The sequence below is a fragment of the Nitrospirillum karajorum genome (assembly GCF_036348415.1).
GTDB lineage: Bacteria > Pseudomonadota > Alphaproteobacteria > Azospirillales > Azospirillaceae > Nitrospirillum > Nitrospirillum amazonense_B.
On record NZ_JAZBQB010000003.1, the window covers coordinates 2376899 to 2398880 of the forward strand.

Below are 21982 nucleotides of genomic sequence, written 5' to 3' on the forward strand. Positions count from 1 at the left end.
CCGTGCGCTCCGTCACGTCCCGCGCCGCTTGGCCCGGGCCGTCGGTTCCGCCTCCAGCGGGTTGTCGGGCCAGTAATGGCGGGGGTAGCGCCCCGCCAGATCCTTCTTCACGTCCCGATAGGTGTTGGCCCAGAAGGAGGCCAGGTCGCGGGTGACCTGGATGGGCCGGTGGGCGGGGGACAACAGGTGCAGCAGCACGGGGACGCCCGCGACTGTCGGCGTCTGGGCCAGGCCGAACAGCTCCTGCAGGCGCACCGCCAGGGTGGGGATCTCGCCGGAATAGTCGATGGGCAGGCGCGACCCGCTGGGCACGTCGATATGGGTGGGCGCCTGGCGCTCCAGCTCCTGGCCCTGCGGCCAATCCAGCATGCCGGTCAGCGCGCTGTGCAGGTCCAGGCGCGGCAGGTGGCCGGCGCGGCTGATGCCCGCCAGATAAGGGGCCAGCCAAGTCTCCAGAGTGGCCAGCAACGCCTCGTCCGACAGGTCGGGCCAGACATCCTGGCCGCCGGAACGGTGCAGGAAGCGCACGCGTTCCCGCCACGCCTCCAGCGCCTTGGTCCAGGGCAGGGCCGCCAGGCCCATCTCGCGGATGCCGGCCATCATGGCGGCGGCCACGGCCTCGGCCGAGGGTTGGCTCAACGCCTCGTCCTTCAGCACCAGGCCGAACAGCCGGCGGCGGCGGCGGGCCAGCACGGCTTGCTCCCGCCCGTCCCAGCTCACCAGCTCTTCCGTCACGATGCGGTCGGCGTAGACCTCCTCGATCTCCTCCCGGGTGATGGGGGCCGCCAGGTAGATGCGGGCTTCGCGCGTGTCGCCGTCCAGGTCGCCGACCGCCAGCCAGTCCTGGCGCGACAGGGCGTCGGCGGTATCCAGCGCCGCGCCCTTGCCGTTGGCCAGGCGGTATTGCCCTTGGCCGCCGGGACGCTTCTGCGCCAGCCGGTCGGGATAGGCCAGCGCCAGAAGACGGCCGGCATCCTCGCCGGTGAAGCCGCGGTCGGTGATGCGCAGCTGGCGCATGGTCTGGCGGGCGCTTTCCCGGATTTGGCGCAAGGCGTTGCGGTCGGCCATGCCGCTCTCCTGGCCGGACAGCAGGTCCAGCCTGCGGCGCAGGTCAGCGTCGCGGGAAATGCCGCGCAGGGGGTCGCGCTCCTCCAGCAGGGCCGCCAGATGGGCGGCGGCGGCCCCCATTCCCAAATCCATGCCCGCCAGCACCATGTGGGCCAGGCGCGGATGCATACCCAGCGCCGCCATGCGACGGCCGTGGGGGGTGATCTTGCCGTCGGCGCCGAGGGCACCCAGTTGGCCCAGCAAGGTGCGGGCCTGGGCCAGGGGCGCCGCCGGCGGCAGGTCCAGCCAGGGCAGGGCGCTCACGTCATCGACACCCCAGGCCGCCAGCTCCAACGCCAGGGGCGCCAGGTCGGCGCGCAGGATTTCCGGTGGGGCGTAGGGGACCAGCGCGCGGTCCGCCTGCTCGCTCCACAGGCGATAGCAGACGCCCGGCTCCAGACGGCCGGCACGGCCCCGGCGCTGGTCGGCCGACGCGCGGGAGACGCGGGCGGTTTCCAGTCGGTTCATACCGCTGCCGGGGTCGAAGCGGCCCAGGCGGGCCTGGCCGGCGTCGACCACGATGCGGATGCCGTCGATGGTCAGGCTGGTTTCGGCGATGGCCGTGGCCAGCACCACCTTGCGGTGGCCCGCCGGCGCTGGACGAATGGCGGCCTCCTGCTGGTCCAGCGCCAGGTCGCCATACAGGGGCGCCACCACGGCATCGCAGGGCAGGCCGAGGTCGGCCAGGGCCTTTTCCGTGCGCCGGATTTCCCCGGTCCCGGGCAGGAAGACCAGGGCGCTGCCCGGCTCGTCGCCCAGCGCCCGCTTGACCACCCGCGCCACCGCCGTTTCCAGCCGGTCGGTGGGCGCCGGTTCCACCCAGCGCGTTTCGACCGGATAGGCGCGGCCCTCGCTGGTCACCATGGGAGCCGCGTCCTGTCCCCCGTTGGCCAGGAGTGTGGCCACGGCGGCCCCGTCCAGGGTGGCGGACATGACCAGCAGGCGCAGATCCTCGCGCAGCAGCCCCTGGGCTTGCAGGCAGAAGGCCAGCGCCAGGTCGGCGTCCAGGCTGCGTTCATGGAACTCGTCGAACAGCACCGCGCCGATGCCGTCCAGCGACGGATCGCCCTGCAACTGGCGCAGGAAAAGGCCTCCGGTCACCACCTCGATGCGGGTGCGCGGGCCCACGCGGGTGTCCAGGCGGACCCGGTAACCCACCGTCTCGCCCACGGCCTCGCCCAGAGTGTCGGCCATGCGCTTGGCGGCGGCCCGGGCGGCCAGGCGCCGGGGTTCCAGCATGATGATCTTCCGGCCGGCCAGCCAGGGCTGGTCCAGCAGGGCCAGGGGGACGCGTGTGGTCTTGCCGGCGCCCGGGGCCGCCTGCAGCACGGCATTGGGCGTGTCGGCCAGGAACCGCAACAGGTCCGGCAGCACGGCGTCGATGGGAAGGGCGGTTTGGGGCAGGGGCGGCATGGCGCCGTCATACCGCGCGGCCGCAAGCTCTGCCAGTCCCTACGGTTGGTCAGGCCGTCAGGCGAGGCTCAGGGCGCCCAGGCTCCGCTGGAAATCCTCGGGGCGATAGGGCTTGGTGATGAAGCCCAGGGAAACGGAAGGGGCCCGGCTGCGCAGGATGTTGGCGTCGACCGCACTGGTAAACAGGCTGCGGATGCCGAAGCGCTTCCAGATGCGATCCGCCGCCTCAACGCCATCGCCGCCGCCGCGCAGCATGACGTCCATCAACACCAAATCGGGGCGGTGGCGGTCCACGGCATCGACCGCCTCGTCCACCGAGGACGCCACGGCGCAAACCTCATGCCCCTGGAGCAAGAGGATTTGCTCAAGGCCGAGGGCGATGAGCGCCTCATCCTCCACCACCACGATGCGATACCGGGGGCGACGGGCCGTGGAGGACCGCTGCGTCAATTCCCGATCGATTGTCTGTTCGGCACGCACGGCTTCAACCTGTCAACGTCGCGAAGTACATAGGGCGCGCCGTTGCCAGAGGCCGACCCACAGTGACTACATTTTTCCTCAAAACGAACCGAAAGGGTATCCGCCCTTGCGGAAGAGCCTGGTAGGCAACCCGTTATAGTTCGCTGGGTGGGTCATTGGGCCGCTGCCCCTAACAAGGGGTAGCGCGAAAAATGGCCTTGAACAGGCCCGGTCCATTGCAGTCGACCCGAACGACATGGAATGGCACTTAAAATCCGGGGCGGGGGTGTCTACACTAAGGGATCGACCGTCCTCCTTGGGCCCCTCCCGCGTGGGCCCGTCTTCGGAAAGTGCAAATGTCCGCTCTCAGCACCGTCATCGTGCCGATCAACCGCGCCGGCTGGCCGTTCATCCTGGCTTTCGCCGTGGCGACCCTCATCCTGTTCTGGCTTTCCACCTTCCTGGGCTGGATCGGGGTGATCCTGACGGCATGGTGCGCCTATTTCTTCCGCGACCCCGACCGCGTGGTGCCCACCCGTCCCGGCCTGATGGTCAGCCCGGCCGACGGCGTGGTGCAGATGATCACCCAGGCCGTGCCGCCGCCCGAACTGGGCATGGGCCCGGCGCCGATGACCCGCGTCAGCATTTTCCTGAACGTGTTCAACGTGCACATCAACCGCACCCCCATCGAGGGCACGGTGACGCGGGCCGAATACCATCCGGGCAAGTTCCTGAACGCCGCCCTGGACAAGGCCAGCGACCTGAACGAGCGTATGAGCATCCGCTTGGCCATGCCCGATGGCCGTGAGATCGCCTTCGTCCAGATCGCCGGCCTGGTGGCCCGCCGCATCATCTCCACCTTGAAGCCGGGGCAGGTGGTGTCGACCGGGGAGCGCTATGGCCTCATCCGCTTCGGCAGCCGCACCGACATCTACCTGCCGGATGGGGTTCAGCCCTTGGTGGTCGTCGGGCAGAAGGCGCTGGGCGGCGAAACCATCCTGGCCGACCTGACCAGCGTCGAGCCGCAGCGTCAGGGTGTGGTGCGCTGATGGTACAGCGTCCCCCGGCCCTGGGCGGGGGCACGCTGGGGCGGCGGCGCCGGGCCATCCGGCCGCCCCGCCTGGGCGGCCTCACCATCAACAAGCTTCTGCCCAACATGCTGACCGTGCTGGCGCTGTCGGCCGGCATGACGGGCATCCGCTTCGCCACGGACCAGCGCTGGGAACATGCGGTCGTCGCCATCGTGGTGGCCGCCGTCCTGGACGCGCTGGACGGCCGAATTGCCCGTTTGCTGAACGCCCAGAGCAAGTTCGGCGCGGAACTGGACAGCCTGTCCGACGTGGTCAGCTTCGGCGTGGCGCCGGCCATGATCCTGTACATGTGGGGGCTGAACGAGGCGCGCAGCTTTGGCTGGATCGCCTGTCTACTGTTCGGCGCCTGTGCCGCCCTGCGCTTGGCGCGGTTCAACACCGCCCTGGGCTCCGCCGCGCAAAAGCCGGTCTGGGCCTATAATTATTTCACCGGCGTGCCGGCCCCGGCCGGCGCCGGTTTGGCCCTGTTGCCCATCGTCGCCAGTTTCGAACTGGGACGCACGGTGGTGGGCCATCCGGTCTTCGTCGTGATCTGGACCGTGGGCATGGCCGCGCTGATGATCAGCGCCATCCCGACTTTTTCGCTCAAGGGCCTGCGCATCCACCCGCGCTATGTCGTCTTCGTCTTCCTAGGCTTGGTTCTGCTGGCGGCGGGCGTGGTCAGCGCCCCCTGGACCACCCTGCTGATCCTGGGCGTGGGGTATCTTGTCACCCTGCCGTTCAGCGTGCGCCAGTATCGGCGCCTGATGGATCAGGCCGAGTCCTTGGTGGGGGGGAGGACGCCCCCGCGGCCGAAGCGGTGGCGGAGGGGCCACAGGCGGCACAGGCGGAACAGCCGCCCGCCTGATCAGGTCTTCCGGGCCACCAGAAGCCGGGCATGGAGATGGACGGGCACCCGCCCGTCCTGATCCGCCTGCGCCCGCACGCTGGCGGCGATGCGATCCTCCAGCGCCGCGCGGTCTTCCTTCGCCAGTCGGGCCAGGGCGGGGGCGAAGGCCATGTCCAGGGTGGGGCGCCAGAACGGCTTGGCCGTATCGGCCAACGCCGTCTGACGCACGGGTGTTTCCGACACGGCGTCGAAGCCGGCGGCCTGGAACAGGCGGGCCAGGCTCCCGTCCTCCGCGAAGCGGAACAGCACCGTCAGTTCGGGCATTCCCCCCAACGCATCATCGACCAGCCGGAACAGGGTGTTGTCGGCTCGCGGCCCCCAGCACAACGCCGCCGCGACGCCGCCGGGCCGCAAGGTCCGGTGCATCTCCGCCACGGCGCGCGCGGCGTCCGGCACGAACATCAGGCCAAAGCGGCAACTGACGCGGTCCACGCTGGCGCTGCCCAGGGGCAGGGCCGTCATGTCAGCTGTCATGAAGGACAAGGCGTCGACGCCGACGCCACGCCGGCGGGCGCCGGCCAGCATGGCGGGCACCAGGTCGCTGGCCAGCACGCGGCCGGTGGGGCCCATGCCCTTCGCGGCGGTGATCGCCGGTTCGCCGGCGCCGCTGGCGAGGTCCAGCAGGATGTGATGGGGGCGGAGGTCCAGGGCCGCGAGCAGAGGTCCGTTCAGCCGGGCGGCGGGGTCGGCCATGGCGTCGGCCCAGCGGTCCCAGGCGTGGCCGCTTTCATGCCAGCGGCGTATCTCGTGTTCCCGAACGGGGGGACGCCGGCGGTCCTGCCGCCGCCGCTCAATGCAGGACCCGGGGGTGGTGGTCCTGAGGCTCATACCCGCCATCGGCCAGGCGATGGCGCAGCATGTCCACTTCTTCGGCCAGTCGCTGATTGAACTCACCCAACCGCTGCACTTGGCCCGCCAAATCGGTCAGGTCGCCTTGCAGGCGGGTCAGGTGGTCGGACGCGGTACGCGCCAGGTTGGATTGGCGCACGGCCAAGCGTCCCAGGCGCCGCCATACGTAGCCGACGCTGAGGCCGGCGGCGGCCAGCACGGCGACGCAGGCGAAGACCAGGAACAGGGCGGGGTGGGCGTTGTCCAACTGCGACAGCATGTGCGTTCAACCATGGCGGCCGCGGATGGGATGGCGGCGGTTGACGGGGGCGGTGACCCTTTACAGATAAGCCTGGCACCGTCCGGTGAAAAGGCCGCGATTGCGGCCGCGGGTCACGACAGGCTGGTCGTGGCCTCGGCGAAGTGGTCGGGCGTCAGTGCTGCCAGCTTGTCGCCGAAGGCGCGCAGGACCGGCAGGAAACGGTCGATCTGCTCCCGCGTCACATGGGCGTCGGTGCGCAGGATGATGTCGGGGGCGGCTTGCAGCAGCTGTGTCATGCGGAAAGGGCCGATCTGATCATCCAGGAACATGGACAGCCCCATCAGCATGCCCAGCGTCACGTCGTCGGGCGCGCTGGGCGTGTTCAGCACATCGTGCAACTGCTCCATCAGCGTGTAGGTCAGGACCGACGTGCGTTCGATGAGATTGTTATGGGGGATAGGCCGGGACATGGGACTGGCGCTCCTTTCAACACCTCCCCTGGGGAATGGTTCGCCACAGGGGCGCTCCGTCCGGGGATGGGGAACCTTAAAGCGGCGCTTGTCACCAAACCGTTAACTGCGTGCGAACCCCTGGCGGCAATACGGCGGGGCGGGTGCGCAACGGGATAGGGTGACGGTTGTCGCCGGGGGCGATGCCTGGTTTCGCCGCTTTAATTCGCGCGTCCCAGCACGGAAGGGGCTACACTGCCCTGTATCGAGGGGGCCGGCTGGCATCAGGCGTTATGGCATCAGCAAAGTCCGGAAAATATTACCGCTTGGACGGATTGAGCGTTCTGGTGGCCGATGACAACCGCTTCGTGCGCACCATCCTGGTCGGGGTGCTGCGAGGCTTGGGGATAGGCCGCGTGCTGCAAGCCGAAAGCGGGGAGGAGGCGACCGCCATCCTGGATGTGTCGACCCAGATGCAGGGCGCCAGCGATATCGACATCGTCTTCGCCGACCACCTTATGTCGCCGGTCGATGGATTGGAATTGCTGCGGTGGGTGCGCGCCCATGAGCATGAGAAGCTGAAGTTCATCCCTTTTGTCATGATGAGCGGCGAGGCTGATGACAAGGCCGTGTTCCTGGCGCGCGACAGCGGGGTGACCGAATACCTGGCCAAACCCATGTCGGTGGCCAATGTCGCGTCACGGCTGCTGGCCATCGTCGACAAGCCCAGGCCTTTCATTCGCGCGCCCGGTTACATGGGCCCGGACCGCCGGCGCCAAACCTTGCCCTATAATGGCGAAGACCGCCGCGTCATGGCTGGCCAGCGGGTCACGCTGGAGGAATCGCGGGAGGAGGCGTTGCCGCCCGTGGGCCAGGCCGTTCCGGAAGTGGCGGCCGGGGAGGTCTCCGCCGATGGCACGGCGGAAGGCCTGACGGAAACAGTGGATTAAGACCAATGATGAAGCCGGCGGACCATGTGCTGGACAGTTGTGATCCCTTAGAGGAGGGACGGGTATGACGGACAAGTCCGACAAGGAAGCGCCTGGAAAGCCGCTGCCGGGTCCACTGCCGGGTAAAGGAACCCGGGTGGTGGAGATCATCGAGCTGCCGAACAAGCTGCGCGCCAAGGTGGGCGGGACGGACGGCAAGCCTGGGCAGATCGACCCCGCGGCCATCGAGCGGGCCAACAACCACGTGGCCCGCATGGCGAAGGCGCACCAGGCCCAGACCCGCATCGACCTGACCAGCCTGCAGGCAGCGTTTGAACAGGCGAAGCGCGACCCGGAAAATCGCGTCCGGCACCTGCGCAAGGTTTACAAGATTTCCGACGGCATCATGACCCTGGGCCGCACCTTCGGCTACAATCTGCTGTCGGATTTCGCCAATTCCATGAACCAGTTCTTGGTCGACCTGGAAAGCCCCACCGACGCCTTGCTGACGGTAGTGGGCCTGCATATCGATGCCATGCACGTCGTGGTGCGCGACGATATCAAGGGGGATGGCGGTGAACTGGGGCAGGCCTTGACCAAGTCCCTGGCCCTGGCCCGCGCCAAGATGATCCACAAGCGTTAAGGCCCCCTTGGGCGCCAGCACCCGACAGCGGCATGAGCGTCGGGCTCATGCCGCCGGGGGCCGTTCTTCCCCTCTTACTTGTCTTTCCGAGCGCGGGCGAAGGCGTCGGCCAGGGCGCCGCCGAAGGCGTTGCCGAAGCTGCCGCCGCGCGACTCCTGGGGCTTGCCGCCGCCCGGCTTACGATCACCGGCCTTGTGACCATCCTGGGGGCGCTCGCCGGCGGGACGGTTACCCTGGGGACGGTTGGCGCCGGGGCCGCGGCCGTCGCCACGGTTGCCAGGGCGGGCGTCGTCCTGGCGGGGGCCGTTGCCGGCCGGACGCGCCGCCTGCTCCTCCAGCCGCATGGTCAGGGCGACACGGCGGCGCTTCAGGTCCACCTCCAGCACCTTGACCTTGACGATGTCGCCGGCGGTGACGACGGCGTGCGGGTCCTTCACGAACTTGCCGGCCAGCTGGCTGATGTGGACCAGGCCATCCTGGTGCACGCCCACGTCGACGAAGGCGCCAAAGGCGGTGACGTTGGTGACCACGCCTTCCAGCACCATGCCGGGCTGCAGGTCCTTCAGTTCCTCCACGCCCTCCTTGAAGGCGGCGGTCTTGAATTCGGGACGGGGGTCGCGGCCAGGCTTTTCCAGTTCCTTAAGGATATCCTCGACCGTTGGGACACCGAAACGATCATCGGCATAGTCCGCCGGGTCCAGCGACCGCAGGAAGGGCACGTCACCGATCAAGGTCGACAGGGTGCGCCCCGTCTTGGCCATGATGCGTTCCACCACGGTGTAGGATTCGGGGTGCACGGCTGAACCGTCCAGCGCGTTGTCCCCGTCGCGGATGCGCAGGAAGCCCGCCGCCTGTTCGAAGGCCTTGGGGCCCAGGCGCGACACGTCCAGCAGCTGGCGGCGGTTGCGGAAGGCGCCGTGGGTGTCGCGGTGCTCCACGATGTTGCGGGCGATGCTGTCGCTCAGGCCCGACACGCGGGCCAGCAGGGGCACCGAGGCGGTGTTGAGGTCCACGCCCACGCCGTTCACGCAATCCTCGACGACGGCGTCCAAGGTGCGGGCCAGCTTGGTCGGGCTGACGTCATGCTGGTACTGCCCGACACCGATGGATTTGGGGTCGATCTTCACCAGCTCGGCCAGGGGGTCCTGCAGACGGCGCGCGATGGACACGGCGCCGCGCAGGCTGACGTCCAGGTTGGGGAACTCCTTGGCCGCCACTTCGGATGCCGAATAGACCGAGGCGCCGGCCTCCGAGACCATGATCTTGGTCAGCTTCAACTGCGGGAACTGGGCCATCATGTCGGCCGCCAGCTTGTCCGTCTCGCGGGAGGCCGTGCCGTTGCCGATGGCAATCAGCCCGACGTCATGGCGGCCGGCCAGGGCCGCCAGCGTGGCGATGGACCCGGCCCAGTCGCGGCGTGGCTCGTGCGGGTAGATGGTGGTGGTTTCCAGCAGCTTGCCGGTGGCGTCCACCACGGCCACCTTCACGCCCGTGCGGATGCCGGGATCCAGGCCCAGCGTGGCGCGCTGGCCGGCGGGCGGGGCCAGCAGCAGGCCCTTCAGGTTGCGGCCGAAGACGGCGATGGCCTCATCCTCCGCCCGGTCGCGCACCGTGCCCATCAGGTCCAGTTCCAGGTGTAGGGCGATCTTGGTGCGCCAGGCCCAGCGGCAGGTGTCCAGCAGCCAGCGGTCGGCCGGGCGGCCCTGGTCCTGGATGCCGAATCGGTTGGCGATGGCGACTTCACACGGATGCTGCTGGCCGGGTGTCGGATCCTCACCCACCTTCATGGCCAGGTCCAGGATGCCGCCGGCGCGGCCCCGGAACAGGGCCAGGGCGCGGTGCGATGGCAGGTTGGCCAGGGGCTCGGCCTTGTCGAAATAGTCGGAGAACTTGGCGCCCTCCTCGGCCTTGCCCTCGACGACGGTGGAGACGAGGCGGCCGTGTTCCTGGCAATAGCCGCGCAGGAAGCCCAGCAGCTCCGCGTTTTCGCCCATGCGCTCGACCAGGATGGCGCGGGCGCCGTCCAGAGCGGCCTTGGTGTCGGCCACGCCTTTCTCGGCGTCGATATAGGTCTGGGCGGCGGCCTCCGGCTCCTGCGACGGGGCCGTCAGCAGCAGGTCGGCCAAGGGCTCCAGGCCCGCCTCACGGGCGATCATCGCCTTGGTGCGGCGCTTGGGCTTGTAGGGCAGGTACAGGTCTTCCAGCCGCGTCTTGGTGTCGGCGGTGGCGATCTGGGTCTGCAACTCGGGCGTCAGCTTGCCCTGTTCCTCGATGGACTTGAGGATGGTGGCCCGCCGTTCCTCCATCTCGCGCAGATAGCGCAGGCGCTCGTCCAGGGTGCGCAGCTGGGTGTCGTCCAGGCCGCCCGTCGCTTCCTTGCGGTAGCGGGCGATGAAGGGCACGGTCGAGCCTTCGTCCAGCAGTGCGACCGCCGCCGCCACCTGTTCGGGGCGGGCGGACAGTTCGGTGGCGATGAGGCCGACGATGCGGCGCGCGGTGTCAGTCATGGCGGCTATGGATCACGCGTGGTGGCAAGGCAATGGCCCGGGATGGGGCCCAGGCTCATTACCGCGACGCGGCGGGGACCGCCAGTCTTTGCTTCGTCTATTTCCTTGGGGTGGGATTATCCACCTTTCGGGCAGGGGAATCGGGACAGGGACGGTGGCACCATTCCTGGCGTTTTACGGGCGGGTGGCTCTATAGCTGGGGTGCGGCAGGGCGCCGGCTCTGTCTTTTGGACAGGGATGCAATGGTTTTCCCTGCCACGCTCCACAGACTTATCCACAGCAGCGGTTTATTTTGCGCGGCAAAAGCGACCGACCGATAGGAAATGGCCTCTCCGCCCGTGCCAAGGTCGGCTGATTTAATCTATGCTGCCCGCCCGGCCATGATTGGCGGGGCGATGTCGCCGTTTTCGGGGACGGCGGGCAGGGGGATTGGGGGACAATCGATCCGGACTTTCCTTGACCGTCACGCGCCCCTCTGGTATCGGCGCGGATTGCTGTTATGGTGCCGGCCTCGGTGTCGAAGAGTGAGCTGATGAGCGATATTTTCCGCGAGGTCGATGACGACCTTCGCCGCGAACGACTGGAAAAACTGTGGCGCCAGGTCGGGCCTTACCTGCTGGTGGGGGCTGTTGCCATCCTGGCCGGCACGGCCGGCTACGTGGCCTGGAACCAGCACCGCACCCAGCAGGCGATCGAGCGCACCAGCGCTCTGATCTCCGCGACGGAGAAGGTGGCCCCCGCCCTTGATGGCGGCAACGTCAAGGATGCGCTGGCCGCGCTGGCGGCCGTGACGCCCCAGTTGGGCGGCGCGCCGGCCACGCTGGCCCGCTTGCAAGAGGCGGGGCTGAAGGCCGCCAGCGGCGACGCCGCCGGCGCCATCGCCATTTATGACCAGATCGCCGGCAGTGCCGACAATGATCCCCTGTTCCGCGACCTGGCCCAGATCCTGGCCGTGATGCAGCAGGTGGACACCGGCAACCCGGCGCAGCTGCAGTCGCGCATCTCGGGCCTGACCAAGGGCCCCTGGCGTTACACCGCGCAGGAACTGTCCGGTTTGCTGTACCTGCGTGCCAACGACCTGGCCAAGGCCAGGGAGATTTTCCAGTCCCTGTCCGCCGACCCGGCCGCACCCCAGGGTGTCCGCGCCCGCGCCGCCGATCTCGCCGCCCTCTACGCCGAGCAGAAATGACCGACAAGAACGCCGTCACCGGCCTGATCTCCACCGTGGCCTCCGCCTTCGCCGCCGGGGGCCCCTCGGCGGCCCGGCCCATGCGCGTCCGCCGCGCCATCGGTCTCAGCAGCGCGCTGGTGGCCTGCACGCTGCTGACCGGCTGCGGCATGTTCGATTGGCTGGGCTTCGGCGATGACAGCAAGCCCAAGGAAAAGCTGGCCGGCAACCGCATCTCGGTGCTGCAGCTGGACCAGCAGATCGAGCCGGACAGCCAGGCCCAGTCCAAGCAGGTCACGCTGCCCGACGCCGTGACCAACACCGACTGGACCCAGCCCGGTGGCAACGCCGCCCATAACCCGGGCCACGTCAGCCTGCCCAAGACCTTGAAGGAGGTTTGGAAGGCCAGTGTCGAGGGGTCGTCCAGCGACAATCGTCTGCTGGATGGTCCGGTGGTTTCGGACGGCAAGGTCTATCTGCTGGACACCGACTTCGTGCTGCATGCCTTCGATGAGGCCACCGGCAAGAAGATTTGGGACAGTGAGATGAAGCGGCCGGACCAGGAAGGTTCCGCGATGGGCGGCGGCGTCGCGGTGGGCGACGGCGCGGTGTTCGTCACCACCGGCTATGGTGAGGCCATCAAGGTCGACCCCAAGGATGGCAAGGTCGCCTGGCGGCAGCGTATCGCCGCCCCCATCCGTTCCGGCCCCACGGTCGCGGGCGGCCGCGTGTTCGTCGTGACCATCGACAACCAGTGCATCGTCCTGGCGTCCAACAACCGCGTGCTGCAATGGACGCATGCCGGTTTCCCCGAGCCGGCGGCCCTGCTGGGCGGCGCCAGCGCCGCGGTCGAGAACGACATCACCATCATCCCCTATTCCTCGGGTGAGCTGTACGCCCTGCGCGTGGACAACGGCCATCCGGCGTGGAGCGACAACCTCGCGTCCTCGCGCCGGGGCGCCAACCTGGCCAACCTGGCGGACATCAAGGGCCTGCCCGTGGTGGATCGCGGCCAGGTCTACGCCATCAGCTATTCCGGCCGCATGGTCGCCATCGACCAGCGCACCGGCCAGCACGTCTGGGAACAGGACGTGGGCGGCCAGAATCAACCGGCCGTGGTCGGCGACTGGGTTTTCGTCGTGAACAACGAGGCCCAGCTGGTGGCGCTGACGCGCGACACCGGCCGGGTCCGCTGGATCAAGCAGTTGGAACGCTGGGAGAATCCGGAGAAGCGCAAGGATCCGATTAACTGGGTTGGTCCTATTGCAGCCGGTGGACGCTTGATTATGGCCAACAGCCTGGGGCAGGTTGTGGAAGCGTCGCCCGCCAACGGCGACATCCTCAACAAGATTGAGTTCGACGACCCGATCAGCGTTGCCCCTATTGCGGTCAACAACACCCTGTTTGTGCTGACGGACGCCGGCGACCTCTTCGCGTATCGATAAGGCGTTTTAGTTATGGCGAGTCCCCGCCGCTTGACGGTCGCGATCATCGGCCGGCCCAATGTCGGCAAGTCGACTCTGTTCAATCGACTTGCCGGTAAGAAGCTGGCCATTGTCGACGATACCCCCGGGGTCACCCGGGATTGGCGTTCCGCTGACGGCCATCTGGCCGGCATCGAGCTGACGGTGGTGGACACCGCCGGCCTGGAAGAAGCGTTCGACGACAGTCTGGAGGCGCGTATGCGCCGCCAGACGGAGCGCGCCATCGAACGGGCCGACGTCGGCCTGTTCATCGTGGACGCGCGGGCCGGCATCACCCCCCTGGACCGCCACTTTGCCGCCTGGCTGCGCAAGGGCAAGACCCCCATCATCCTGGTGGCCAACAAGTGCGAGGGCAACGCCGGCAAGCCGGGGCTCATGGAATGCTATGAGCTGGGCCTGGGCGATCCCGTCCCGCTGTCCGCCGAGCATGGCGAAGGCATGGCCGACCTGGTGGAGGCCCTGACCCCCTATCTGCCCCCGGACGAGCCGGAGGACGAGGAGGCGGAGGCCGAGGAGCCGCTGGACGACGAGGCGGCCGAGGCCAGGGACAACGCCAAGCCCCTGCAGTTGGCCATCGTCGGCCGCCCCAACGTGGGCAAGTCCACCCTGCTGAACAGCCTGCTGGGCGAGGAGCGGGTGCTGACCGGCCCCGAGGCCGGCATGACCCGCGACGCCATCGCGGCGGAGTGGAGCTGGCGTGACCGGCCGGTGAAGCTGGTCGACACCGCCGGCCTGCGTCGCCGCGCCCGCGTGGAAGACAAGCTGGAGAAGCTGGCGGTCGCCGACACCCTGCGTGTCGTGCGCATGGCGCATGTGGTGGTGCTGGTGCTGGACGCCGACGCCATCCTGGACAAGCAGGACCTGACCATCGCCCGCCAGGTGATCGAGGAAGGCCGCGGCCTGGTCATCGCCGTCAACAAGTGGGATGCCGTGGCCAACCGCGCCGAGGCCCTGCAGCAGTTGAGCGATCGGCTGGAAACCTCGCTGCCGCAGGCGCGGGGCATCCCCACCATCACCATCTCGGCCCTGAAACAGCAGAAGCTGGACGTCCTGCTGGACGCGGCGTTCGAGGTCTACCGCCTGTGGAACCGCCGCATCCCGACCGCCCAGCTGAACCGCTGGCTGCAAGGCATGCTGGAATCGCACCCACCGCCCCTGGTGGACGGCCGCCGCCTGAAAATCCGCTACATGACCCAGGTGAAGGCCCGCCCGCCGACCTTCGCCCTGTTCAGCAGCCGCCCCGTCGAAATCCCGGAACACTACACCCGGTATCTGATCAACGGCCTGCGCGAAACGTTCAAGCTGCCGGCCGTGCCGCTGCGCTTCCTGTTGCGCAAAGGCAGCGACAACCCGTTTGATTGAAGCCAAGGCTGGTTCCGGGGGACCAGTTCTTGGAATGACTGTCCGGGAAAAGGGAAGTGGTCCGCCGCTTCCCTTTTTTGCTGCCGGCCAAGGGGTTCCCTATTTTCTTCTGGGGGCGGGCCCAATCGCCTATAGTGTGGTTAGGGATCGATTCCGGGGGCGCCGGGTCGTGGCCTGGGGCTGGGGCGCAAGCCCAGGGCGTGAGCAAGCTCAGGAGATGGGCGCGCTCAGGACAGGGGCAAGATCGGGACATGGGCTTAAAATTCCGCAGCTGCAAGTTTGAGCTGCTGGGCCTGGAAGAGGGCCGCTGGACCATCCTTTTCATCGGTGACACCGAGGAAATCGCGGTGACCGAGGCCAATCGCCGCCTTGCCCAGGGGAAACTGAAGGCCGTCCGGGTGATGGCTGTGCGTACGGTCCTGAACGCCTTTCCCAGCGGCACCCTGATATTCGAGAAGACCGCGCCGGAGGTGGTCAAGCCCTCCATCCTGCGGGAGGCGCCGGACGGCACGCCGCTCTGTTCCGCGCCCGAAGACTTGTATGGCCCGCAGTCCCGCCGCGCCATCGGTTTGATTTTACGGGATTACCTGACCCGGCAGCAGATCAGCCCGACGGAATTGCTGCACGGCGCCACCCACCTGCGCCGCTTGCAGGATACCGGCGCCATGTTGCAGGCGGCCCTGCACAAGGCGGCGACGCTCCAATCCAAGATCACCGGCCAGAACACCCGCGCCCGCATCGCGGACCTGGATCGCTATGTGGACGTGGTGGCCCAGAAGGCGCGGGAATTCCAGGCGGCCAGCCGGAAATGGTCGGTCCCCTTGAACGGCGACGCCGCCGGGCTGAGCGCGGCGGTGGAGCGGTTGGTGGGCCCCGAGGGGCACGACCACGCCTTCCACAGCCTCATGACCGTGCGGTTGGCCGGTATCCGCACCCTGGGCGGCAAACTGGAAGAGGTGATGCGTCTGGCCACCCCGGACACGCCGTGGCGGTTGCAGGAGATGCTGGGCGGCATCGCCGCCGACCTGCTGCGCTTCCCCGATGTCATTCAGGATCTGTTCGGCAACCAGCGCTCCCTTTCGGATTTTCTGGTCGCGTTGATCGATCTTTTGCGCGATCCGGCGGCCGTCGCCGCGCGCATCGAGGCGGAAACCAAGGTGCCGACATCCATGGGCCTGCTGGCCCGCCTGTTGGCTGATGAGCGCCTACCGGAGGGGCGCGAGGTGCTGGTGGAGTGGCTGACCACCGAACTGGCCAGCGAACATCCCCTTAATCGCCACGACCCCAAGGGGGAGGCGCAGGAACTGGCCCGCGTGGCCGCGGCGCTGAACGCGGGTGGCGCGATGGTTGGGGGAGAGGCGGTCGAACAGGCCCTGGCCACCCGCCGGTTGATCCAACGCCAGCAGACCCTGCGTGGACAGGGCCTGCATATGATCGCCGACAGCCTGAAGAAGGACTGACGCCGGCCTTATCCCGGCGTCCCTGGGGCTGGACTCAATCCATGCCGCGTTTTGGCATCCGCCTCGTCCGGACGATGGTCGGTGCGACGGTAGTCCTGCAAGCGGGTGGTGCGCAGGGCGCGGGGGCCGTGGGCTTCGATCAACCGCTGCCAGGACAGGAATTCCTCCTCCGACAGCGTGTAGCGCGCGCAGGCCTCATGCATGGTCAGGAGGCCGCTGCGCACCCCCTCCACCACCTGTGCCTTGCGGCGCATGACCCAGCGCTGGGTGTCCGGCGGCGGAAGGTCATCCAGCGTCAAAGCCTTGGAGCCGCCGTTTCCGGCGGTCCCGGCCATACCGTGGGCCATTGCCCCGTTCCGCGGCGTGCGGGGGCCGCGCCCGGCTTCGTCTGCCGACATCCCTTACCTCATACAGTGCGTACCGACCCCGGGTTGGACCAGGGACCGCATCACCATACGGGTGGGGGCGTTAATAAGACCTGAACGTCCCTATCACTTTCGGTCAGGTTTGGCCCGCTTAGGAAGCGGACAGCACGGTGGTGACGTCGCTCATGTTCACGGTCATGTCACCCATCTGCAGGGTGGGCGTGTCGCCGGACATATCGACGCCGGTGACCTTGCCCGCCACCTTCACCGTCGTGGCCACGGCCTTGCCGCTGCTGTCCGTGGCGCTCACCTTCACGCTGTAGGTGCCGTCGGGCAGCGTGTTGCCAGAGCTGTCCTTGCCGTTCCAGGAGAAGTTGTGGGTGCCGGCGGCACCGGAAACGTCGGTGGTGCTGACCAGCTTTCCGGTGCTGTCATAGACGTTCATGGTGGCGCTGGCCGCCGCGCTGGCATAGGTGACGGAGACGTTCGCCGTGCTGTTTTGCAGCGGGAACTTGTCGCCCTCCATCTCCACATACTTGCCCAGATAGTTCAGCGCCTGGCTGCTCTGGCCGGAGGCCAGGGTGGACTGGATGGCCTTCAGCTGATTGTTGGCCTCGATCTGCTGTTCGACCGAGCTCATCTGCACCAGCTGCTGGGTCATCTGGTTGGTATCCATGGGCGACGTCGGGTCCTGGTTTCTCAGCTGCGTCGTCAGCAGCGTCAGGAAGGTCGTGTAATTGTTCGTCAGGTCGCTCAGCGGATTGCTGGTCTTGGTGGAGCTGCCGCTGGACGAGCCGGTGCCCGACGTGTTGTTGGTCGTGTTGTTCGTGGTGGTGTTGTTGCTGGTGCCGCTGACGCCGGTGGTCATGATCCTACTCCCTGAAGCCTATTCCTCAGATCCGCACGTCGACGCGGCCGAGCGAGGGGATGATGATGTTTTCGGACGCGGCGTCCTCGGTGGTCGCCGTGTCGTCCATGGAGAATTGCTGGCCGCGTGATCCGCCGCGGCGTTCCTGCTGCTGCTGGGCTTCGCTGTCGTCCTTCAGGTTGAAGGACAGGCTGTCGCTGTCGGTCTGCAGGCCGGCGTCCTGTAGGGCGTTCTTCAGGTCGTCGGAATTGCGCTGCAGCAGGTCCAGCGTCTTGGCGTTGTCCGCCGTCACGCTGGCGTGAACCTTGCCGTCCTTGTGGAAGTCCAGCTTCACATCGATGCTGCCCATGTCGTCCGGGGACAGCTGGATGGTGACGCTGTCCATGCCGTTGCTGGCGGCCTTCTGGAAGCCCATGGTCACCTGCTGCAATACCGGCGGGTATTGCGGCGGGCGCGCCGCCTGGCTGGTGCCCGCCATTTGCGCGGCGAAGCCGGTGGCGAAGGTGTGCTGGCCGTCGACCAGACCCATGAAGCCGCTGGCGTTCAGCGCCGCGTCGCTGGTCGAGGTGGATGTGCTGGTCGTTTCCGCGGCGGCGGGCAGCAGACCGTTCTCGGTCGTCGCCAGCAGGCCATTGCTTGCCGTGTTGGTGCGGCCCGCCTGCTGCTGTTGCAGCAAAGTCTGCAGGGTGGCCTGGGCCGTCGCCGTGGCCGTTTGAGTGGCGGTCGCGACGGTGTTGCCGCCGGCCACGGTGGCCAGGGCCGCCATGGGGGCCGCCGCCGGTGCCGCCGCATCGCCCATCTTGGTCAGGGGCGCCGCCGCCGCCGTGTGGGCATCGGCGTAGATCATCCCCTCACCGGAGGTGTTGGCGAGCAGGCCATTGCTGCCGTTGCCATCGGTGGCGCTGTCGGCCGTCTGCTGGCGGGTCTGGTCCGCCGTATCGGCCGCGCCGGCCTTCTGGTCGGTCGCGGTGGCGCTGACGCTGACACCCGGCAGCTTGACCGTATCGCCCTTGGCGTTGGCCTTGTTGGGTGTGCCGCCCTTCAGGCCCGAGCCAGAGACACCCTCGGCCTTGCCCGTCTTGGCGTCCACCGTGCCGGCGGCGACGGCGGCAGTCGTGGCGGCCAGCGCCGCGGCGTCGGTCTGGGCTTTCTGGGCCTGCGCCGTGGCGGCTGTCGGGGCCGGCGAGGTGGTGGGGGCTGGCGTGGCGCCAGCGGTGGTGGCGCGGGCGCTGGCCACCGGGGTGCCTGCCGCCAACGCGGCGGCCTTCTGGTCAGCCACGGCGAGGGAGGTCGCGGCGCTGGCGGCCGCACTGCCCTTGGCGGGCGTGGTCGTCGCTTGGCCGGCCGCCAGGGCTGCGGCGGCCTGGGCGGCCAGCGTGGCGTCGGCGGCCGTGGGCTGCCCCACGGGTGTCATGCCGGCCAGGGCAGCGGTCCCGGCGCCTTCAGTCTGCGCCTTGGTGCCGGACAGGGCTTCGGTGGTGCCGCCTTGGGGCAGGGGCGCCTGGCCTGCGGCCGTCTGGGCCAGCGCGGCATCGGCGCCCTTGGCGGCGGTGAGGTCCGCGATCTTGGTGGCATCCTGTGCCGCTTGGCCGGTCGCCGCAGGGGTGGACGCGGCAGGGGTGGGCGCCGGTGTCGGCAGAGGCTGTTGTTGCGCGCCCGCGGCCAAGGCGGCCAGCGTGGCATCGGTGGCCGTGCCGTCCGGGCTGGTGGCGGCGTCCTTGCCATCCCCGGTCGTGACGGCGTCCGTCGTGGCGGTCGCTGCCGACCAATGGGTTTGTGTCCAACCGGTGCCCGCCTGCAAGGCGGAGGGGCTGTTGGCGGTGATCCCGGTCATGAGCGCCGTCACGGCCGTTCCCGTCGTGGTTCCCGCCGGGGCGACGCCGTTCTTGCCGGCCGCGCCCGCCTTGCCGGTGGCGAAGGGCACGGTGGAGGGCGTGAAGGGGGATGCCGCGCCCTGGCTCGCCCCCAGGAACGCGGTTCCCTGGCCGGTGGACTGGCTGCCGACATTGTCGGCCTCGACCATGCCGCTCAGCAATTGCGTGAACAAATCCGTGGCGCCGTCGCCGCCCGCCGCCGTTCCGCCGCCCAGGATGCCGGCCACGGATGTCCCCTGGGTGGGGAACAGGCTCTGAACGGGCTGGAAACCGGTCATGTGTCGCTTCCTTGGGCCGAGGCAGGTCCCCACCGGGATGGCAGGGATGGTGACGGGCAAAAGTGCCCATCGCCCAAGGAAAGCAATCGACGTGCCAGGATCTCGTGCCGGCGAAACCAAGGTTTCCGGCGGATGTTGGCCGAAGCGGCATGCGGTGCCGCGTGTCGGCCGGCGGTGGGAGAGGGAGCTTATTGCCGCAGGGGGCAGATTCTGCCGCCCCATCAGGCGGCTCAGGCGCCAAAGCCCGCCACCGGCTCACGGCCGGGGCGGGGGAGGGGCTCAGCGGCGCGAGCGCGCGCTCACAGGCACTGGTTCACGGCCAAGGGCGGAATGCCGGCGCGGCGATAGCCCGCCGGCCGGGCGGCGCCATGTCTGGCGACGTAGCCCTGTTCCTGGTTGCGCTGCTTGTTGATGGTGTTGACCATGATGTTGACCACCGATTGGGCCACGGCCGCGGCGGCCCGCAGCGCGGTGGCGTTCTCCATGGACTCGCGGTGGAACACCTCCGCCAGGCTTGTCATCCGCGTCTTCAGTTCCGGATCCAGGGCGCGCAGTCCGGCCATGTCCAGGCTCATGATGCGCACCGCGTCCTCATACCCCTTGGTCAGCAGGTGCTTGCGCTCCACCAGGGCCAGCATGGCCTTGATGTCGCGCTTCTTCAGCAGCGCCGTTTCCTCCTGGTAGAGGGCCATCAGCCGTTCCATGGCGGAGATCAGCGACTGGGCGCGCGCCTCCGCCGCGCCGGGGCCGGCCGGGGGCGAGGTTGGGGCCAGGGGTGGGAAGACGATGTCGGTGGGGGTCATGGGGTGTCATCCGATGCGGTGCCGGTGGCGGCCGGGGCGTCCGCCGTGGTGTCCAGCGGCATATGCTGGGCCAGGCTCGCCTGCGCCTGGGCGTAGGCGTTCCGTGGCCGGCGCAGCGGGTCGGTGGCGCCCGCCTTTTCCTGCATGCGCACCATCTCCTTCTTGATCTCGTCGGCGATGCCCAGGCCACCCCCCTTGGTGATGGCCTTGGCCTGTTCCTCGATCATCATGCCGCGGAACATTTCCTCGGCGTGGCCGCCGCCGAAGTTGGGATCGACCTCCACGCCTTCCCACATGTGTTGCAACATCTGGCTGATGAAGACGGATTCGAATTCCTTGGCCGCCTTCTCGACGGCCGCGTCGTCCTTGGTTCCATCGCCGGCGCCTTGCGGCCTGGGCGTGCCCTTCGCGTCCATCAGGGCCTTGGCGTCGTAGCCGGGCGGCGACAACCTCATCTCGTCGCTCATCACATCACCTTCAGTTCGGCCTGCAGGGCGCCGGCGGCCTTGATCGATTGCAGGATGGAGATCATGTCGCGGGGGCTCACGCCCAGGGCGTTCAGGCTTTGCACCAGGTCCTGCAGGGACACGCCGGAGGGCAGGATGGCCAGTTTCTTGCCCTGTCCGTCGTCGACCTGGATGTTGGTGCGGGGAACGGTGGTGGTGGTGCCGTTGCTCAAGGGGCCGGGCTGGGAAACCTGCGGCGTCTCCGTGATCTTGATGGTCAGGTTGCCCTGGGCGATGGCGACCGTGTTGATGCGCACGTTCTCGCCCATCACGATCACGCCCGACGCCTCGTCGATGACCACGGTGGCCGGGTTGTCGGGGGCGACCCGCAACTGCTCGATATCGCGCATGAAGCCAACCAGGTCCGCCTTGCGGCCGGCCGGCACGTTGACCGTCACGTTGGACGGGTCCATGGCCAGGGCGGTACCGGTGCCGATGGCGGCGTTGATGGCGTCGGCGACGCGCTTGGCCGTGGTGAAATCGGGGTTGTGCAAGGCCAGGTGCAGGGCCTGCATGTCGGACATCCGGAAGTCGACCGTGCGTTCCACCAGCGCGCCGGCGGCGATGCGCCCGGCGGTGGGGACGCCGCGCGTGACGCTGGCGGCCGCCCCCTGGGCCGTAAAGCCGGAAATGGCCACGGGGCCCTGGGCCACCGCGTAGACGTCGCCGTCAGGCGCCAGCAGGGGCGTGCCCACCAGGATGCCGCCTTGCAGGCTCTTGGCGTCGCCCAGCGTGCCCACCTGCACATCGATGCGGGTTCCCTGCGCCGCGAAGGGGGGCAGGGTGGCGGTCACCATCACCGCCGCCACGTTCTTGGTGGTCAGCGTCGTACCGCGGATGTTGACGCCCAGGCGCTCCAGCATGCCGTACAGGCTCTGCTGCGTGAAGGGCGCGTTGTTGATGGTGTCGCCCGTGCCGTTCAGGCCGACGACCAGGCCATACCCCACCAGCACGTTGTCGCGCACGCCCTCCACATCCACGATATCCTTCAGGCGCGACTGCGCCTGGGCGGGCTGGGCGGCGCCCAGGGCCAGAAGCAGGATTGCGGCCATCGCGGCGGCGGCGCGCTTGAGGCCCTGGCCCCAGGCGGTGGCGGCGGGACGGGTGGGGGCGGTGGTGGACACGGGCGGGATACTCCCTGAAACAGATGCCAATCCCTTAAGCGAACTTCATGCCAACTTCAGCATGCGCCCAAATCCGGCGGATTCCCAGGCGCGGCGCGGGGAATGCGGCGCGC

20 protein-coding genes are annotated in these 21982 nt (G+C 68.5%); 8 read left to right on the forward strand and 12 right to left on the reverse strand.

Annotation, left to right across the window (positions count from 1 at the left end; all coding sequences use genetic code 11):
• Positions 1-12: 12 nt before the first annotated feature.
• Positions 13-2520: an ATP-dependent helicase HrpB gene (gene hrpB / locus UCD39_RS24795; RefSeq protein WP_330498300.1), complete on the reverse strand. Its 2508-nt coding sequence runs from the start codon at positions 2518-2520 to the stop codon at positions 13-15.
• Between the two features lie 57 nt (positions 2521-2577).
• On the reverse strand, positions 2578-3000 hold the full coding sequence (locus UCD39_RS24800) for a response regulator (RefSeq protein ID WP_322483241.1): 423 nt from the start codon (positions 2998-3000) through the stop codon (positions 2578-2580).
• 335 nt (positions 3001-3335) lie between these two features.
• On the opposite strand from UCD39_RS24800, the gene UCD39_RS24805 reads away from it, so the two are divergent.
• The gene (locus UCD39_RS24805) at positions 3336-4028 is read left to right on the forward strand and encodes a phosphatidylserine decarboxylase (RefSeq protein WP_330498301.1); all 693 of its coding nucleotides are present in this window, start codon (positions 3336-3338) and stop codon (positions 4026-4028) included.
• On the forward strand, positions 4028-4978 hold the full coding sequence (pssA, locus tag UCD39_RS24810) for a CDP-diacylglycerol--serine O-phosphatidyltransferase (RefSeq protein WP_330498302.1): 951 nt from the start codon (positions 4028-4030) through the stop codon (positions 4976-4978). The genes UCD39_RS24805 and pssA overlap by 1 nt, the downstream gene beginning before the upstream one ends.
• On the opposite strand, the gene UCD39_RS24815 is transcribed toward pssA, so the two are convergent.
• From UCD39_RS24815 to UCD39_RS24825, 3 genes are all read right to left on the reverse strand, one after another.
• Positions 4918-5787, reverse strand: coding sequence for a class I SAM-dependent methyltransferase (locus tag UCD39_RS24815; RefSeq protein WP_330498303.1), 870 nt, complete (start codon positions 5785-5787; stop codon positions 4918-4920). The two genes, pssA and UCD39_RS24815, sit on opposite strands and share 61 nt — an antisense overlap.
• A complete protein-coding gene (locus tag UCD39_RS24820) occupies positions 5750-6067 on the reverse strand; it encodes a hypothetical protein (protein WP_145730071.1) in 318 nt (105 codons plus the stop codon). Before UCD39_RS24820 ends, UCD39_RS24815 begins: the two co-directional genes overlap by 38 nt.
• A gap of 113 nt (positions 6068-6180) precedes the next feature.
• Positions 6181-6519, reverse strand: a complete 339-nt coding sequence (locus UCD39_RS24825) for a hypothetical protein (RefSeq protein WP_145730072.1) — start codon at positions 6517-6519, stop codon at positions 6181-6183.
• 326 nt (positions 6520-6845) lie between these two features.
• On the opposite strand from UCD39_RS24825, the gene UCD39_RS24830 reads away from it, so the two are divergent.
• A complete protein-coding gene (locus UCD39_RS24830; protein ID WP_330498304.1) occupies positions 6846-7448 on the forward strand; it encodes a response regulator in 603 nt (200 codons plus the stop codon).
• A gap of 64 nt (positions 7449-7512) precedes the next feature.
• Positions 7513-8070 carry a hypothetical protein gene (locus tag UCD39_RS24835; RefSeq protein ID WP_330498305.1) on the forward strand — a complete coding sequence of 186 codons (558 nt, stop codon included), beginning with the start codon at positions 7513-7515 and terminating at the stop codon, positions 8068-8070.
• A gap of 74 nt (positions 8071-8144) precedes the next feature.
• On the opposite strand, the gene UCD39_RS24840 is transcribed toward UCD39_RS24835, so the two are convergent.
• Entirely contained in the window at positions 8145-10577 is a 2433-nt protein-coding gene (locus tag UCD39_RS24840) for a Tex family protein (RefSeq protein ID WP_330498306.1), read from the reverse strand.
• A 532-nt stretch (positions 10578-11109) separates the two neighbouring features.
• Between UCD39_RS24840 and UCD39_RS24845 the strand changes: the two genes are divergently transcribed.
• The 4 genes from UCD39_RS24845 to UCD39_RS24860 all read left to right on the forward strand — a co-directional run bounded on the left by UCD39_RS24845 (position 11110) and on the right by UCD39_RS24860 (position 16051).
• Positions 11110-11766 (forward strand): tetratricopeptide repeat protein, encoded by a 657-nt coding sequence (locus UCD39_RS24845; protein ID WP_186455630.1) that lies wholly within the window; start codon positions 11110-11112, stop codon positions 11764-11766.
• Positions 11763-13190 (forward strand): outer membrane protein assembly factor BamB family protein, encoded by a 1428-nt coding sequence (locus tag UCD39_RS24850; RefSeq protein WP_246130172.1) that lies wholly within the window; start codon positions 11763-11765, stop codon positions 13188-13190. Before UCD39_RS24845 ends, UCD39_RS24850 begins: the two co-directional genes overlap by 4 nt.
• Positions 13191-13202: 12 nt before the next feature.
• Positions 13203-14591 carry a ribosome biogenesis GTPase Der gene (der, locus tag UCD39_RS24855; protein WP_145730077.1) on the forward strand — a complete coding sequence of 463 codons (1389 nt, stop codon included), beginning with the start codon at positions 13203-13205 and terminating at the stop codon, positions 14589-14591.
• 251 nt (positions 14592-14842) lie between these two features.
• A complete protein-coding gene (locus UCD39_RS24860) occupies positions 14843-16051 on the forward strand; it encodes a hypothetical protein (protein ID WP_330498307.1) in 1209 nt (402 codons plus the stop codon).
• 8 nt (positions 16052-16059) lie between these two features.
• Here the strand turns inward: UCD39_RS24860 and sciP are convergent, their stop codons facing one another.
• The 6 genes from sciP to UCD39_RS24890 all read right to left on the reverse strand — a co-directional run bounded on the left by sciP (position 16060) and on the right by UCD39_RS24890 (position 21797).
• Positions 16060-16398: a CtrA inhibitor SciP gene (gene sciP / locus UCD39_RS24865; RefSeq protein ID WP_330498308.1), complete on the reverse strand. Its 339-nt coding sequence runs from the start codon at positions 16396-16398 to the stop codon at positions 16060-16062.
• A gap of 169 nt (positions 16399-16567) precedes the next feature.
• Positions 16568-17284 (reverse strand): flagellar hook assembly protein FlgD, encoded by a 717-nt coding sequence (locus UCD39_RS24870; RefSeq protein WP_330498309.1) that lies wholly within the window; start codon positions 17282-17284, stop codon positions 16568-16570.
• A gap of 25 nt (positions 17285-17309) precedes the next feature.
• Positions 17310-19436: a flagellar hook-length control protein FliK gene (locus UCD39_RS24875; RefSeq protein ID WP_330498310.1), complete on the reverse strand. Its 2127-nt coding sequence runs from the start codon at positions 19434-19436 to the stop codon at positions 17310-17312.
• A 299-nt stretch (positions 19437-19735) separates the two neighbouring features.
• Positions 19736-20239, reverse strand: a complete 504-nt coding sequence (locus UCD39_RS24880; RefSeq protein WP_330498311.1) for a hypothetical protein — start codon at positions 20237-20239, stop codon at positions 19736-19738.
• Complete coding sequence (locus UCD39_RS24885; RefSeq protein WP_330498312.1) at positions 20236-20706, reverse strand: rod-binding protein; 471 nt, start codon at positions 20704-20706, stop codon at positions 20236-20238. The genes UCD39_RS24880 and UCD39_RS24885 overlap by 4 nt, the downstream gene beginning before the upstream one ends.
• The gene (locus tag UCD39_RS24890; RefSeq protein WP_330498515.1) at positions 20706-21797 is read right to left on the reverse strand and encodes a flagellar basal body P-ring protein FlgI; all 1092 of its coding nucleotides are present in this window, start codon (positions 21795-21797) and stop codon (positions 20706-20708) included. The genes UCD39_RS24885 and UCD39_RS24890 overlap by 1 nt, the downstream gene beginning before the upstream one ends.
• Positions 21798-21982 lie beyond the last annotated feature (185 nt).